Source organism: Enterobacter cloacae complex sp. FDA-CDC-AR_0164, assembly GCF_003071645.1.
Classification (GTDB): domain Bacteria; phylum Pseudomonadota; class Gammaproteobacteria; order Enterobacterales; family Enterobacteriaceae; genus Enterobacter; species Enterobacter ludwigii.
Genome location: NZ_CP028950.1, coordinates 2,313,288 through 2,329,298, shown reverse-complemented (window position 1 = coordinate 2,329,298; position 16,011 = coordinate 2,313,288). Strand labels below are relative to the sequence as shown.

The following is a 16,011-nucleotide window of genomic DNA, read 5'->3' as shown; positions in this document are numbered from 1 at the left end:
GGGTGCAGTTATTCACACGCAGGCTGGGTCAAATTTTCTTATCAACTCAACTGTAACCTGCTGACTAGCTCATGACCTTTCATCTGACGTGGAATAATATAATTTTTCCAAGAAAATAATATCAAGCATCGTATTATAGATCAAAAATAATCAGGCGGACCACCTACAAGACGGCCCGTATAATTATACCCCCACATCCCCCATCAAAGGAAACACAGAGATTCATCCATAAAAATAATCATAAAATGCATTGAAATTTTCATCTCCGATAAATGGAACAACCCTTACCTTTAACTCATCCATAAAATCTTTTTTTACTTCATCATTATCATCTGCTATATCAAAAATATCGTAATAACCATATACCAAATCAATGAGTTCTGTTAGTGAAAGTAAAAAGCCAGAGAGATTATCAGCTATTTTAAACGGTTCAACTACGTCATAAGACGCATAAATAGAGGTATTACCTTCATCTACAACAGCAATTATAGGCTTACCACCACCTAAATCATCGCCAATTACAAGATAATTATCTGGTAAGTATTCATAACCACTTTGAGCTTTTGCAAGTTCACTGACTGAATAAAATTTAATTGGCGTAAAACCTGTTTCTATTTTTAACTTCTCAGGATTATTTTTTCCATATAAATAATCCAACTCTGCCGAGCGAGGTAAGTTGGAAGGGAATACGTTGTCAATGTCATTAACGATATTGAAACTCCCGGACAGTGAATATTTATTGCAAATAGCAACAAATTTTTTTAATGACTCTTCAATTTCACTCATAATAACACCTCATATTTATCACATTCACTGATATTATTGACAGCTCTTTAAATTCTTACGGGTCAGGTTACGGTCTATCAATCGTCCTTTACCTGGAGTGTCATAACTTCCTCGGTGACCTTGCAAACCATGTAAATGTTCATCATAGCCGCTTGGATGATTAGCATTCTGGAGAAATACAATATTCCTTGGATCGCCTTGCCATTTTCCTCCTAAAACACCGTTCCCTTTCACACTATTGATATGATGGCCTGTATAGCCCATTTCGGACATAACCGACGATAATTGGCGATTATTTTTTGTACTTAGTATTACTTCGCGTTCAGCGGCCGTCCAGTCCCGGCTTCCTCCTCCAGCTGCAACCAGTTCTCTTTCTTCTCCCCATGCTCGGCTTATTGCTGTCGCCCGACTGCGCGCAAAGGGTAGTAGCAGAACATAGAGCAGCCGTTTCACCGTCAGCATACTGCCCAGCGTAGCGAAACGGCTAATGCGGCATCACCGTGCGCTGAACAAGCTTTGTAGCCCTTGCAGTCTGATAGCGGACTTCGCCAAAACTGCAATACTGGCCGCTCCAGTGTACCTCGCCACGCGCATCGGTCACCTCCAGTTGCGCACCATTCAAATCGGTACTGAACCAGTAAATCTCACCGCTGCTCTGGTCACGCAGATGATCATCCCAGCCGGCGGGCTACAGGATTCATTCGGGTCATAAACATAAGTGCTGAACCCCTGGTTTCCTGCTCCTCCTGCAACAGGCGGTAGCCCCGCCACAGGAAGCGCGTTTCGGTGATGCCATGCGCCGTGGTGACGATTTTACGCGTACGGAGGCCCAGCTCAAGGTCTGGTAGATATACATGACCGGCATCCGGTTGTCCTGATCCCTGAATTTGTGCGGCAATGAATGGCCCGGTAAAGAGCCAGAAGAGATAGTTATTGACGGAGTGGTCGGGAATGTGAAGATTTAGTCATCGAGCCTGATTTATATAAGGCTGCAGTAGATAACTCAAATTGTAATGAATGTTAGTTTTCGTTCTGTTGCGCGGCAAACGCCGTTCACCTTGCTGATTCATACCGGCAATTCCCTGCTGACGAGAATGAAGTACACTTCCCGGTTACACTCTGACGTCCACAGCTCACCGGCGATAATTTTTCTGGCAAAGGAGTAGGCACGTATTTAATGAAATATATATGAACAATAGATTTAAAAAATCTGGGAAATTAATATTTTTCGGCGCATTATCATTCATTAAAATCAAAAAACACCCAATAAAATACCCCCCATTGAGGCTTTAATTTGCCCTGTAGGAGTTTAATTAAACCATCTCCTATATTGATACACAAACCCTCTCCGTTGTTTGTTATAAAAACACCTGCTCTCACTTTGCACTCCATCCATAGGGGTATATTCTTTCGATATTTTTAATATTTAATGCGGTCTTTTAAGATCAAGTTGGCACGAGGAGTTTATAACAAACCAACTGATCTAATAAATTTATTGATTTCTGATATAAAAATCAGAGCCGTTCTTGATGTGCAAATGAAATTGAGAAAAACCAGAAGAAATGGCGACTCATATAGAAAGAAAAGCATCACTATACCCTTGAATTATATCATAATACTACCAACATCGAGATTGACTCAATAACTTTATGTTCTCAGATAACATAATTTATCACCCATTTTTTCTTTTCGAGAGGCTTTTTAATTCTGGTTACTCTCGCCTCTTCCAATATGCTTAACGATCTAGGTTAAAAAATTTCTGCTTATAGGATTAATAGAATGAGCAATGGATAAATAAGGATGCGGAGAATTTACTCTATAATAGGCCTGATGCGTATTTGAAAAAAGCTCAAATAAAGAGTTTAGCCCATTTTGTTTAGAAAGATGAAGATTAGCAGCTACGGCTGCCCCCTTCACAGATCCCCGCCATAAACACTACTCCTCGTTGTTTTTATTCTCGTTATTTTGCCGCATGGATTCTATAAACTCTCGTTGCTCCTGTGTGAGTTCAAGATCATCCAGCAAGCGATCCAACTCTTCTTCAGGTAATTCTTTTTGGTTCTGTCTCTTCCCGATAGCCATGCTCACCCTTGAGTTAATAGGATTAATCTCAGGGTATCCAGGGTGCATAAAATGCGCAACTAACAGATTTTGGACAATAGAAGCCATAAAGCCCCGTTAGTGGTACAAGCAACAAGCAGAGCGTAGCGACTTCATCAGATTGTCTGAGGGATCACACCTTATCAGGGTGCTCGTATATCTGTCGAAGCGCTGGAAGAGCCTGTATATCGGGCTTTAATGCGAGTGATCAGTCTGTCGATGTCATAACAATGCCAGGATAGGTTTTTTTCACGTTTTACTATCGCGGTGTGAGGATGCAACTGCCGCCAACGCTGAGTTATCATGTCATCTCACCGTGTAACTTAGCGTGACAGTTACCAGGGGCGGATCATAATGGTAGAACCCATAGGCGACTAAAATAGGTAACTATTTAATTTGCTGATAGAGAAGGATTTAAAGGGCTTCTTCAGAAAGGGAGAGACTGGAGCGGGCGAAGGGAAATCACCCCCGCTCCAAAGATCTCGTAATCCCATGGATTTATTAACAAAAACTTGGTGCATTGTAGGAGGGTTTTGTAGGAGGAACTACAACGTTTTGCAAACCGCTTCACTCCAGAACGCTGATAAGTTTTAGCGCGTCACTTCTGACAGAATCTTGTATTCGCCCAGAGTCAGCGATCAACGTCAAAGCCTCAATACTTAAACCATCCCTGATCACTTTTCGCGCTTTACTGAGACGGCCCCGGCAACTTTTCTCTGTATAACCCTCACGTGAGTGCATTTGCTCAATGATATCAGCGCTTGATAAATTTGAATCGGCAAAATGATGGTAGTAGTTTACAAAGCACTCCATCCCGATAGCCTTAAGGAGGCTGACCAGGGTAACACTACTCGTTATCTTCTCTGGTTGATTCAAAACCTCTTCCACAGGTTCGGGTGGAAGGGTTTGCATAGCCGCTTCATTGACTGAAACCGAACTCCTGACAATCAAGTCTTCTTTGATGGAACTAACTCGGGGATCAGTAAGAATCGCGCCCTTGAGGTTAACGATATGTGCGTTAACGTGGTCACTATGCCGTGCATAATCTCGTATTACTTCATGTGGGATTTTGTAAGCATCAAGAATGTTGTAAGTCCCATCGAAAATAACCGCGATTAAATAATCAAAATCGGCTGCCTCATAGTTACGCAAGGCACTAAGCTGCCGGGAAGGATTATCCGGCGTAACTCTCCTAGCTTTGATCTGCACTTTCAGGCCATCAGCATCAATGGCATCAGCACCCGCCGAGGAATTACTGAGAAGAGTCATACCCAGTGCATTAGAAACCAGCCATTCAGCATAGTCACCAACAGGATTATTCTTGGTGCGAATGACACCTCTAGAACGCAACTGCGTTAAAATTTCGGAATGAAGTGACAGCAATTCAAGATTATTCAGCGCATTTAGCCAATCATATGATGTTAAATGATTATTTTTCAAAAACACTCTCCATTGCCGAAGTGAAATGCCACTGTAACGCCTACGTAACGCACCTGGGTTTTGATGTTTTGTCGACTCTTATAGAAGAGTAAGACTGATTCATAGGTGTCTCATCTTTTGCCAAAGAAGACTGTTCATTAATACAGCATCCAGAATTTATAAACTTACACTTACTTCACTTTCTCAGTTTGCCCCACCGCACTGCCGAAACAATGCTCCAGTTGCCACTGGCATTGGGCCTACGCCATTTTGCTGTCTCCATGCTACGGAGATACTCAAGAGCTTCAGAAAACGTGCCAAAACGCTTCTGAGCCGCTTTATCACCTACGCCAAACGAACCATCACGGGTGCTCGCCAAACCGGGGTGAAAACAGGAACCATCGGCTGCGTATGGAACCAACAGTTCAGGATCGTTATCTTCAGATGAGTCAGACGCTAACAACTGCCACGGCTCAACACTGAGAGCATTAGCCAGCACCTCAATCGCATCCAAAGACGCATTAGAACCGCCGCGTTCAATGCGGCTCATATAGCTACGAGCAAACCCACACCGATCGGCAAAAGCTTCTTGGCTCATTCCGGTGGCAATGCGCAACTCTTTTACTCGTTGTCCAAACAGTTTTCTCAGGGTCATGTTCATGCCCTGAATTTGCGCAGATGTCCACTAAAGAGCCACGCACCAATAGTGACATTTTGAATCAATGCGTTATTATGCGGTTAAAATCACCGCTGGGGTGGATTCTGAGGGATAACAACATGTCAAAAACACGGCTTAGTAAGCCCGGTTTTTCAGCCAAGTCTGTGCTGACCATTATGTTAATCGCTGCGTCATCTTCATCTTATGCAGCAGAAAGCATCGATCAACTGGCGACGCGCATCGGTATGGATCACTTTCGGGAAGCGATTAAGAATGGCGACCGTAACGCCTTTAAAACCCTACCGGCAAAAGGCTATAAAAACGGCTTAACCGGGTTACTACTTAAAACGAACACCTACGTTAACCCCGAATACAGCTTTGCTGATTGCGATACGGACACCGTTATTATCTCGGTGCAAGAACACAAAACGCTCCCCGGTTGCCGTATCTCTTTAAAGCTAGCGACAAAAGATGCAGGAGGCAGTTATCACGACAATGGAATCCGCGTTGAATACGGTATTGCCACCGGATCTAAAAAGTTCATAGCCAACAATTCAATGTGGGCGCAACATGCCATTAGCGGTGACAAAGTGCTGGAAGGCGCTCTCCATCCGGATAAAACGAATAATCATAAAGATCAAATGTGCATAGGTATGGCTCAATTTACTGCAAACGTAACTGAAGGTCGAAATAGTGGAATGGCCAAAGGGGAGTATTATCAGCGCCTCGATAATATGAATGGCAAGTCAGAAGTCACTCCCCAGATGATTAAGCTCTACAAAAGTTTCGTTGATTATGTATATGAACACCCTAAACAGAACGCCCAAGATTCATCGTCATTCATTTACACTAACTGCATGAATAATTTATGATTCTCGGCTTTGTATTAGGTCTAGACATGACTACGCTCCATTCCATCCAAAGTAACCTAGATGCAATACTCAGCAAGAGTCTGACTTATGGATTTTTATAGCTAAACTCGAGGGATGACAGCGTGATTTATGTTCGGTAGGAGTAGGCTCAGGATAGAGCTTAGCCTCCTAAACTATGCAGTAGCACTTACTTAGGCATTATTTATATGTTACTTCGTTCAGCAAATTTACTCATTTAGTTACTTTCCTATGTTTAATGGTAGGCAATAATGTTCAACTGTTTGGTTGACCAAGATTTGAAGACTATGTTCTAATAAACTAAGGTATATCATAGGTTATTAAGTGTTTTATATACATTACATGGCCTACAAAACATTAAGATAATGATATTAAGATTTAATGAGATGAACTATATATATCAATAGAAAGGGTTTTATCATGACATACACACAGCTTGCAGATAGTTCTTTCTGGTCAGCATTACAACAAAGGAAAGATCTTGAAAAATACGGAAACCTAAACTGCGCATTATATGCAATAGAGTTACATGACAATATAGACAGTATTGATTTAATAGCTCCTGACATAATAACTGAAGGTGGGGATGATGAAAACATAGATATATTAATGACAGATAGGGAAAGCAAACAAATATATCTAATACAATCTTATCAATCTACGTTATTCCGACCTCAAGGAGCGAAGCCATCTAAAGCTCAAGAAACCGCTTATGCAGAAACTGCTTTACTTTCTGCCGACATAGATAATATACCTCTTAGGATAAGGGAGCAGGTAAAAGATGCAAGGGATGCATTACGGAACAATGAAATTGATAAGATAAATGTATGGTTCGTTCATAACTGCCCTGAGACAGCAGAGTGCGAAAAACCTCTCCATTCGATTGGCCGCTCGATTATGGATAAATTAAAATCAATTTATCACATTGATAATATGAGAGTAAGTTCCAAGCAAATGGGCTTGAATTCGCTTGACGAATTATATAATTCTCAACACAGTCCGATTTTGATATCAGATAAAATATCATTAACCGGAATGCACGGCTTCTATCAAAATTCAAATGAGAACTGGGCCTCATTTTCTACACTAGTGCCTGGGAAGTTTATTAAAGAGCTTTATAATAGTTATGGTGAAGATAAATTATTCAGCGCCAATGTGAGATCTTATTTAGGCAGTAATAAAAAAGACCTTTCAATTAACAACGAAATACAAAACACCGCCATAGCACACCCAGGGAATTTCTTTGTATTTAACAACGGTATCACTGCATTAGTCCATGATTTTGAAATGGATTTCATCGATGAATCCAAAACTCTCGGTCAAATTAAAAGTGTTACAGGTATTTCAATTGTTAATGGAGCCCAAACCACCGGCAGCATCTCAAATTTAGGGAAAGAACCAGATGATGCGCTAAGAATTGCGATTAGATTTATAAAAGTAAGCAATCCAGAGTTAATCAATGAAATAACGCTTGCAAACAATTCGCAAAATAAGGTTTTGCGATCAGACTTTCGCTCCAGTGATTCCATACAAAAAAGGTTAAGAAAGGACTTCGAGAAAAATAAAGAAGCTTTATACACTGGTGGCCTTCGCCAAGTATTAACACCTGCCCAAAAAAGAATCTTATTACCAACAGACACAGTTGCACAAATCCTGATAGCTTTTCATGCTCATCCAACAAGCGCATATCATCGGAAAAAAGACATTTGGGATGATGAAGACCTCTATAAAAAAGCTTTTGATGATACAATTACAGCAGGCCATATTATCTTTGTTTATTCATTAAATGAAGCAATAAGCCAGATAAAGTCTGATTTCAACGAACAATTCAGACATAATCAACTTCCGGAAATAGATACCATCAAACATAAATTATTAACTCAACCAGGGGTATCATTATTGTTGATTCATGCTATAGCCAGCATATTGGAAATAATACTAGGTTCTGCCATCCCAAATAAATACACAATATCCTTTAAAGAGGGTGTCAACAGAGAAAGTGCAAGAACACTATGGATCCCTGTAATCAAAAGAGTATTAACTAGATCTGCGATACTGGAACCAGCAACAGCAGGAAGGTTATCCAAAAGCAAAGAAATATCAGAGATAATTTCTCGTTTCCAGAGTGATATGGATATGTATCGAGATGATTTTAAAGAACTACTTCCTGACTTCATCGCGAACATCCATTATTAGTTTTTAATTTAGCCCTCAATCGGGGGCTTTTACTCTTCAAGATTAATCTTCTTGCCTTTGATAATTTTCAAAACTAACTAAATTGCTATCAGTCTACTAATGCGGCTATAGTCGCTCTGGATACGCTATATTCCCGAGCTAAAGCGCTAATACTGATCCCATTATTCTTTTTCTCAATAATAGCCCTATGTGCTTCAGGGGCGATTTTCGACGGCCTACCTAACTTCTTGCCTTCGGCTTTTGCTCGTGAGAGCCCCGCCTGAGTGCGTTCAATTAAAAGATCGCGCTCCATTTCTGCTACCGCTGCCAGCATTGACAACAGGAGCTTACCCGCAGCGGAAGTGAGCTCAGTTGTGCCAAGTTGGTGGACAATTACTTTAATATTGCGCTCAGCCAGCGCCTTGACAGTTTGCAGAACGTCAATCGCATCACGTCCCAGACGGTCTAGTTTTGCAACTACCAATGTTTCACCATCGCGGATTTTGCTGAGCATTTCAGAAAATGCTTTGCGTTGCATCGCAGGAACCTTCCCGCTAAGAATATCAGCAAACCAAAAGTCAAACGTCCATCCTGCTTTTTCAAGTTCCAAACGCTGGTTCTCAGTATCCTGCTGCGATGTCGAAACACGCCCGTAGCCAAAAATCGCCATAGTCATATCCTCATCCGGCCCCTGCCAGAAAACGATGTCAACTTAGGATGGCCTGCCAGAAAAGCCAAGGCTAATTTTCCATCAGTGTAAAAGTATGGGATCGGAAGATGCCGGAAAACGGTCGTTTATTGGCATACTTATTAGTTAACAAATAGAGTTAGGGCAATCTAGTCATCAGATAGAGGTATAATGCACCAACACATTACGGATAAGAGAAAATCATGAACGAGCTGCCAGATAACCATCGTCGCTGGGTTGCCAACTATTGCGGTGGGAAAATTGAAGAATTGCAATACCACTTAGCCGCCATCGTAACGGCTTGCGATACATCGATTAACTTATTTACTAGTAACCAACAGGTTCCCGAGTCAAATAGTCAGGCTGTTATTTATGGATTTTCATCGTTCACGAATGTCATTCAGACGCTTAAAGATTCGATAAAAACAGTTACAGGCAAGCAGTTACCTTGGTCGAAGATACAGCAACTAAGCCATGGGTCTTTTTTTCAGGATGCGCGAAATGCAGCAACGCATGATGGTAATCCTGTCATAAACGCTTGGGTTGACGGAAGATACTACGTTGCCAACAAAATTGTTCGACTAGGTGATAGAGGACAAGTTATAGAAATCCCTGCACCAAATAATGATGTTCGCACCCTTTGCCTAGAGTTTGCTGATGATTTTTGCCAACTTCTACGCCAAAAACTGCTTGAAACAAAAGAGAGCAGTTCTCTGGAAGGCACCCCCTTCAAAATGGCTGACCTAGAAGAAGCTTTCACAAACTTCAATTTAATCCCAGATTTTGCTATTCAATTGTTTACAAAAGAAAAAGAAAGAATAGCCGAAAGCCTTAAGGATTCTAAACATGACCCTGTGGCACAAGCTATTGCTCGCCTTGATACCCTGCTCAAATATATCAATGAGCAACGAAAAACTGCACAGAGAATTTAGACCGAATATTTTCAAAAAGTTAAAAAACAGCAGCTTTTACCAACTTTACAGTGAGATTTAATGCGTTCAGAATATGAACTCACCCATATGATATATAACACTTTTATTGGAAAACAGGGTGTGCTATGTTGGCTCTGACACCTACCTCATGCGGTAAACCGGTCCGGGTAAGTGGAGCTTTACCGCTGTTTAGCGGAAAACGTCAGGATGGGAACTCTGCGTAACGTTGATTGTGGTAGGTAGGGCGCGCAAGCGTTTGATGCAGCCAAGCAGAGGGTGAAAGTAGCAATCGGCGGATTCTTGAGTAGCTTCTTTTGCGCATAATGCATCTTTCAAGAAAGGTCGTCACACCACGAGGAAGACTTGATCTTCATCTGGCAAGGGGAACCGAGCAAACCTACAGGCTATCTTCTCAGATGGCCTTAGGGTTGATATGTCCGGCTTCCCCCCCGAGGAAGGATTAACATTTTAAAGAACACTTTATGTTTTAACATTTTTAACAATTACGCTTTTCTCTTGCTCGTTGTATCAAACCGTTCCTTTCAGAAGTAAGTCTGCCGTTCTTCTCGCCTTCGCAACACACAAACCTGAACCGATAGCTGTTAACCCTCAACGGTTCCCGGTGTAAATGCAGCCGGATAAATCTGCTGCGAAAAAGTGGATCTCCTAGATTTGGAAGCACCCCTCTCAGGCATTGTGTCCGAAAATTTCCGTTGCGGCGAGACAGTCCTTATAGAGCCAAACAGACTCAAAAGTTAAGCCGCGCAGTAAAGCTAAAGCTCGCCCAGATTTCTCATTGATTGCTCGATCTCCGCAACCCATTTATCAGGGCAAGGATAAACACGGCTTTCGGTGCTAATGCGGTTTGGAGATACGCGGCAGGTTAGCCCATGCAATGACTTAACATGCGCTATCCAACATGTTTTGACTGTTCTCCCCGTTCGGGATTTAACATCATCGGCAATTTGTCTGTAGGTCGCCATTAACGTCCATACTCCGCTAGTTGTTTAAATATTGCGAAAGAGGCTGCTTGTTGAAGGTTACATCTGATTCATCTAGCTGCGCCAGTCGAGCTACGAAAGCGCCGCAAATTCCACATCATGATTTCCACTGCCCTTGATAAAAAACGCGCCACAGAGCTTCCTGGCGCGTTTGGCACATCTTACGATTTATGCCTGCGCCGTGCGTCGATGACCGCCTTGATACCCGCTTGCGAATCAAACTGCGCAATATCAGGTAAACTGTAGTGAAGCTGCGAAATCACGCCCAATTGCTCACCCACATCAGCATCCTTACGATAGGTGGTCATCGCGGTGGTGCTGCCCCGAACATGTCCAACAAGCTGCGCAATCGTGCGTTCGTTGATCTCAAACTTGTCTACGGCGTTGATGAAAGTGTGCCGCAGCGAATGGAACGTTTTCTTACCGTCACGGGTAAAACCGAGGACTTTGCCAAAGTAGTTTTCGTTAAACCATTTTGAGGCGGCGGCACGATATCCTTTGATTTTGTTGTGCTTCAACTCAGGGAAAAGACGATCATATCCGGCAGCTTTCAATGCATCTACATACTCCAGCAGCCCTAGTTCGATAAGTCGCGGATGAATTGGAACCTGACGGATCGCATTCACCGTCTTTAATGATTTAACGCCACCAGCCTGCGCTTCTTCATCCATCACCTTATCCGGCGCATCAAGGTTAAAATCAATATAGGCAACTTCGTTTTTATCTTCGCGAATATCCGTCAGATAAAGCTGGCAAAGCTCATTGATGCGCCCGCCCACATATAATGCCAACAGAGGCAACCAGTAGTGAAACGGGCGGAAGCTCGTATAACGTCCGTATTGATTGGGCCTTCCCGCGCCTTTCTTAAACCAGTCAGCCGAGAAAATTTGCTCTAGTTCATCGTCGGTGAAGAGGTCGCGGCGATCCTGCTCACGCACCATCACACGACGCTGAGCCAACACATTCTCAGCAGGGTTATCAAAAAGATAACGTTCACTCTTAGCCCATTTGAGCATAGAACCCAGTGACTCAATATGCCTGCCAATAGCATCTCGGCTCATAACTGGCTGACCATCAGCTAGCGCTATTTCAATTAGCTTTTGAGTATCTGAAATCTTGTATTTTCGCCGCATCAAATACAGGTTACCGGGCATATTCTGCATTTTGGTGACGTAATCTTTCACAACGTCACGATTCAGTTCGCCTAGAGTTAAATCGCCCATTATCTCCACGAAGTGTTCAATTCTGGAACGAATTTTCCCCTCGCTGGCGAGCTTAATATCGCCCGTATTTTTATAGACCAAAAACGCTTTCAGCAATGCTGAAACCGTCATGCTCGCATATGTCGGGTTGCAATACGGGTTGATGGTAGCGGCCACAGGAATCGCTGGTGTTACACCTACCGGAGCGCATGGCAGAGCACTTAATGTTGGCTCCGATTTCGCAAGCGCCTTATCCCAAGCGCTACGCAGTTTTTCAGCCTGCACGTTGTTGATGAACAAAGAACTTGCATTCAGCGTCACCCCGGGCAAATCCAACAACCAGAGGGAAAGAGGATTGCCGTTGTTAGCCCTGAATGCCGTAACCTCAACCTCTCGCCCGTTCAGCAATTCAACAAGGGCAAACTGCGGCTGGTAAAGCTGCATATAGCCGTTTACCGCAGCCTCAGCACCGTCATACGCAATGTTATTCAAAACGAACCCATGCGAATCAGGATCACGCTCAAGCGTGCTGAAATCATCAATCAGAAAGCCACGCTGGTTAGATACAAGGGCATACAGCGGCACATTGGCTGCCAGAAGATGCTGGACGACAGTCTCAGCCCCAACTCCAAATGAATCGCAAAACAACGCCAGGCTGATTTTGCCTGCTCCAGTCAACAATGGGGCATTGCCCCTGATCTTCTCTTTATCCACTTGCCTGAACTCTTCCAGAGACGCATACCACTTCTCCAGCAAACACGCGGCAATAGCTCTGGCATTTGCAAGGTGGGTTGTGCGGGTAGATGCATGAATTTCACGCTGCCCTATCAGGGCGCGATAACGAACCGGAACGGTGATCCGCAGAACATAGATACCGCTTGGACGTCGATAGAGATTATCACGCTGCGCCATCGGTTGTATGACCCCTTTGTAGGAGGATCACGAGCGCCGTCACGTATGAATCAGAAAAAGGCTGAGGAATGAATACGTTAGGGAGTTTTTGGAGCGGGCGAAGGGAATCGAACCCTCGTATAGAGCTTGGGAAGCTCTCGTTCTACCATTGAACTACGCCCGCTTTGAGGTGCGTAAGGCATTATAGACCTTACGCCTCTTCATACAAGCCTCTTTGCAACTAAATGGCGATTATATAATCACTTAGCACTTTGGCTTACTGCCTGGCGCCGGAAGATAACGCTGCGGATCGATGGCTGTGGCGCGATAGCGGATCTGGAAGTGTAACTTCACCGAGTCCGTGCCGGTACTGCCCATGGTGGCAATCTTCTGCCCAGCCTTCACATTCTGCCCGTTGTTCACCAGCATCGTATCGTTGTGGGCATAGGCAGTGATGTAATCTTCCCCATGTTTAATCATGATCAGGTTACCGTAACCGCGCAGCTGGTTGCCGACGTAGACCACCTTCCCTGCCCCTGATGCATAGACTGGCGTGCCGCGCGCAGCAGCGATATCAATGCCTTTATTGCCCCCCTCAGACAAGGAGTAAGGCAACACGACTTTGCCGCTGGCAGGCCAGACCCAACAACGCTGGCCGACCGGAGGCCATGAGGACTGCGGCACCGCGTAAGACGGTGTCACTTTAGCTGTTTTGCCTTTAGAGGATTTCTTCGTTGAAGACGCGCCACCGTTAACCTTCAGTTTCTGCCCCACCTCGATGGTGTAGGGTGGAGAGATGTTATTCAGACGCGCCAGATCCTTCACGCTGGTCCCCGTTGCGCGCGAAATCCGATACAGCGTATCCCCGCGCTTAACGGTATAGACCGCACCGGAATAGCTGCCCATATCCGACGACTTGCTTCCTGAACAGCCTGCCAGTAATAGCGTCAGCGTCAGACAAAAAACGGCGGTAATGGGATTTCTCGTCAGGCTTCCTGCAAACAAAACAGATCCTCGGTCAGCGTGAATGGCGCACTATGATACCAGCCCTGACTGATATGGGTCAGCCCTTTTCCGCTCTTGAGAGCAAACGGCGCATGGAGGAATGCAGTATAATGCAGCTGCTGATGGTGCTGAGCCATCCGCATCGTTGGCACTGGAGCATCAATGAGTATTCAAGAACACGTTATTTTGGTAAATGACCAGGGAATGGTGATTGGCACTCAGGAAAAGTACGCCGCGCACACCGCCCACACCCCGCTGCACCTGGCTTTCTCATCGTGGCTTTTTAACGCCAGAGGTGAGTGTCTGGTTACCCGACGCGCCTTAAGCAAAAAAGCCTGGCCAGGTGTCTGGACCAACTCCGTTTGTGGACATCCTCAGTCTGGTGAAAAGACGGAACAGGCTATCATCCGCCGTTGCCGCTTTGAGGTTGGCGCGGAGATCGCCAATATCACCCCCATCGCCTCTGAGTTCCGTTATCGTGAAGCCGATCCTTCGGGGATCGTGGAGAACGAGATTTGCCCGGTATTCGCAGCACGCGTCACCAGCGAACTGCATATTAATCACGATGAAGTGATGGAGTATGAATGGGTCGAACTGGAAGCGTTGTTCCGCGCACTGGACGCTGCCCCCTGGAGCTTTAGCCCGTGGATGGTGCAGGAAGCGACGGTCGCCCGTGACGCGCTCAGGGCCTTCAAGGCGCAATAAAAAAGCCCCTTTCGGGGCTTTTTTTACTGTCTTAACGGCTTACTTCACCGGGCGCATCGCCGGGAACAGGATCACATCACGGATGGTGTGGCTGTTAGTGAACAGCATAACCATACGGTCGATACCAATCCCCAGACCTGCGGTTGGTGGCAGACCGTGCTCCAGCGCAGTCACATAGTCTTCGTCGAAGAACATCGCTTCGTCATCGCCCGCCGCTTTCGCGTTAACCTGATCCTGGAAGCGCTGAGCCTGATCTTCTGCATCGTTCAGCTCGCTAAAGCCGTTGCCGATTTCGCGGCCACCGATGAAGAACTCAAAGCGGTCAGTGATTTCCGGGTTCATATCATTACGACGTGCCAGCGGAGAAACTTCTGCCGGGTATTCGGTGATGAAGGTCGGCTGAATCAGGTGCGCTTCGGCTACTTCTTCGAAGATCTCGGTCACGATACGGCCCAGACCCCAGCTCTTCTCAACGTTGATACCGATGCTTTCCGCGATCGCTTTCGCAGAGTCGAAGTTATCCAGATCGGCCATGTTGGTTTCTGGACGGTATTTCATGATCGCTTCGCGCATGGTCAGTTTTTCGAACGGCTTGCCGAAGTCGAAGACTTCTTCGCCGTAAGGCACTTTAGTGGTGCCCAGAATGTCCTGCGCCAGGGTACGGAACAGTGATTCGGTCAGCTCGATCAGATCTTTATAATCCGCATACGCCATATAGAGTTCCATCATGGTGAACTCTGGGTTATGACGCACGGAGATGCCTTCGTTACGGAAGTTACGGTTGATTTCGAACACGCGGTCAAAACCACCGACGACCAGACGCTTCAGGTACAGTTCCGGCGCGATACGCAGGTACATGTCCAGATCGAGGGCGTTGTGATGGGTTATGAACGGACGTGCAGACGCACCGCCTGGGATCACCTGCATCATTGGGGTTTCCACTTCCATAAAGTCGCGGTTAACCATGAACTGGCGGATACCGGCCATGATCTGAGAGCGAATCTTGAAGGTCTTACGGGATTCATCGTTGGAGATGAGATCCAGGTAACGCTGACGGTAGCGCGCTTCCTGATCCTGCAGGCCATGGAATTTGTCCGGCAGCGGGCGCAGGGCTTTGGTCAGCAGACGCAGTTCGGTGCAGTGGATAGACAGCTCACCGGTCTTGGTTTTGAACAGCTTACCTTTCGCCCCCAGGATATCGCCCAGGTCCCACTTCTTGAACTGCTCGTTGTAGATGCCTTCCGGCAGGTCGTCACGGGAGACGTACAGTTGAATACGGCCGCCAACGTCCTGCAGCGTCACGAAGGAGGCTTTACCCATGATACGACGGGTCATCATGCGGCCAGCAACGGCCACTTCGATGTTCAGCGCTTCCAGCTCTTCGTTCTCTTTACCGTCGAAGTCAGCGTGCAGTTGGTCTGAGGTATGGTCACGACGAAAATCGTTCGGGAACGGCACGCCCTGCTCGCGCAGTGCTGCCAGCTTCTCGCGGCGGGTTTTCAGTTCGTTATTAAGATCGACTACCGCGTCAGCGCCCTGTGCTTGTTGTTCAGACATGT

The 16,011-nt window shown here is 45.4% G+C and carries 14 protein-coding genes, 1 tRNA gene and 1 pseudogene; 5 read left to right on the top strand and 11 right to left on the bottom strand.

Annotated features, from left to right (window positions below; translation table 11 throughout):
- Positions 1–222: 222 nt before the first annotated feature.
- Genes AM410_RS11530 through AM410_RS24115 form a run of 3 tightly spaced genes read right to left on the bottom strand, consistent with a single transcriptional unit; the run spans position 223 to position 1,387 of the window.
- A complete protein-coding gene (locus AM410_RS11530; protein ID WP_106503469.1) occupies positions 223–786 on the bottom strand; it encodes a hypothetical protein in 564 nt (187 codons plus the stop codon).
- A 33-nt stretch (positions 787–819) separates the two neighbouring features.
- The gene (locus tag AM410_RS11525; protein ID WP_108647840.1) at positions 820–1,248 is read right to left on the bottom strand and encodes a hypothetical protein; all 429 of its coding nucleotides are present in this window, start codon (positions 1,246–1,248) and stop codon (positions 820–822) included.
- Positions 1,249–1,270: 22 nt separating this feature from the next.
- Complete coding sequence (locus AM410_RS24115; protein WP_236900121.1) at positions 1,271–1,387, bottom strand: hypothetical protein; 117 nt, start codon at positions 1,385–1,387, stop codon at positions 1,271–1,273.
- A 234-nt stretch (positions 1,388–1,621) separates the two neighbouring features.
- Between AM410_RS24115 and AM410_RS24350 the strand changes: the two are divergent.
- Positions 1,622–1,733 (top strand): annotated as a pseudogene (locus AM410_RS24350) (SOS response-associated peptidase); the annotation flags it as partial.
- A gap of 988 nt (positions 1,734–2,721) precedes the next feature.
- Here AM410_RS24350 and AM410_RS11515 read toward each other — a convergent pair.
- From AM410_RS11515 to AM410_RS11505, 3 genes are all read right to left on the bottom strand, one after another.
- Positions 2,722–2,955: a hypothetical protein gene (locus tag AM410_RS11515; protein WP_081308099.1), complete on the bottom strand. Its 234-nt coding sequence runs from the start codon at positions 2,953–2,955 to the stop codon at positions 2,722–2,724.
- A 498-nt stretch (positions 2,956–3,453) separates the two neighbouring features.
- Positions 3,454–4,332 carry a DUF6998 domain-containing protein gene (locus AM410_RS11510; RefSeq protein WP_236900118.1) on the bottom strand — a complete coding sequence of 293 codons (879 nt, stop codon included), beginning with the start codon at positions 4,330–4,332 and terminating at the stop codon, positions 3,454–3,456.
- A 169-nt stretch (positions 4,333–4,501) separates the two neighbouring features.
- Entirely contained in the window at positions 4,502–4,960 is a 459-nt protein-coding gene (locus tag AM410_RS11505; protein WP_126488034.1) for a helix-turn-helix domain-containing protein, read from the bottom strand.
- Positions 4,961–5,082: 122 nt separating this feature from the next.
- Here AM410_RS11505 and AM410_RS11500 point away from each other — a divergent pair, with 122 nt between their 5' ends.
- Positions 5,083–5,835, top strand: a complete 753-nt coding sequence (locus AM410_RS11500) for a hypothetical protein (protein WP_050737352.1) — start codon at positions 5,083–5,085, stop codon at positions 5,833–5,835.
- A gap of 438 nt (positions 5,836–6,273) precedes the next feature.
- Positions 6,274–8,049 carry an AIPR family protein gene (locus AM410_RS11495; RefSeq protein WP_049023369.1) on the top strand — a complete coding sequence of 592 codons (1,776 nt, stop codon included), beginning with the start codon at positions 6,274–6,276 and terminating at the stop codon, positions 8,047–8,049.
- 88 nt (positions 8,050–8,137) lie between these two features.
- Here AM410_RS11495 and AM410_RS11490 read toward each other — a convergent pair whose 3' ends face one another.
- On the bottom strand, positions 8,138–8,698 hold the full coding sequence (locus tag AM410_RS11490; protein ID WP_049023370.1) for a recombinase family protein: 561 nt from the start codon (positions 8,696–8,698) through the stop codon (positions 8,138–8,140).
- Positions 8,699–8,919: 221 nt separating this feature from the next.
- On the opposite strand from AM410_RS11490, the gene AM410_RS11485 reads away from it, so the two are divergent.
- Complete coding sequence (locus tag AM410_RS11485) at positions 8,920–9,648, top strand: hypothetical protein (protein WP_049023371.1); 729 nt, start codon at positions 8,920–8,922, stop codon at positions 9,646–9,648.
- Positions 9,649–10,810: 1,162 nt separating this feature from the next.
- Here the strand turns inward: AM410_RS11485 and AM410_RS11470 are convergent.
- The 3 genes from AM410_RS11470 to actS all read right to left on the bottom strand — a co-directional run bounded on the left by AM410_RS11470 (position 10,811) and on the right by actS (position 13,747).
- Positions 10,811–12,763 carry a site-specific integrase gene (locus AM410_RS11470; protein WP_049023372.1) on the bottom strand — a complete coding sequence of 651 codons (1,953 nt, stop codon included), beginning with the start codon at positions 12,761–12,763 and terminating at the stop codon, positions 10,811–10,813.
- Positions 12,764–12,852: 89 nt separating this feature from the next.
- Positions 12,853–12,926 (bottom strand) — tRNA-Gly (locus AM410_RS11465).
- A gap of 80 nt (positions 12,927–13,006) precedes the next feature.
- Positions 13,007–13,747 carry an amidase activator ActS gene (actS, locus tag AM410_RS11460; protein WP_014171504.1) on the bottom strand — a complete coding sequence of 247 codons (741 nt, stop codon included), beginning with the start codon at positions 13,745–13,747 and terminating at the stop codon, positions 13,007–13,009.
- A gap of 162 nt (positions 13,748–13,909) precedes the next feature.
- Between actS and idi the strand changes: the two genes are divergently transcribed.
- Positions 13,910–14,452 carry an isopentenyl-diphosphate Delta-isomerase gene (gene idi, locus AM410_RS11455; protein ID WP_108647838.1) on the top strand — a complete coding sequence of 181 codons (543 nt, stop codon included), beginning with the start codon at positions 13,910–13,912 and terminating at the stop codon, positions 14,450–14,452.
- 39 nt (positions 14,453–14,491) lie between these two features.
- On the opposite strand, the gene lysS is transcribed toward idi, so the two are convergent.
- Positions 14,492–16,009 (bottom strand): lysine--tRNA ligase, encoded by a 1,518-nt coding sequence (gene lysS, locus AM410_RS11450; protein WP_020883733.1) that lies wholly within the window; start codon positions 16,007–16,009, stop codon positions 14,492–14,494.
- Positions 16,010–16,011: the final 2 nt, after the last annotated feature.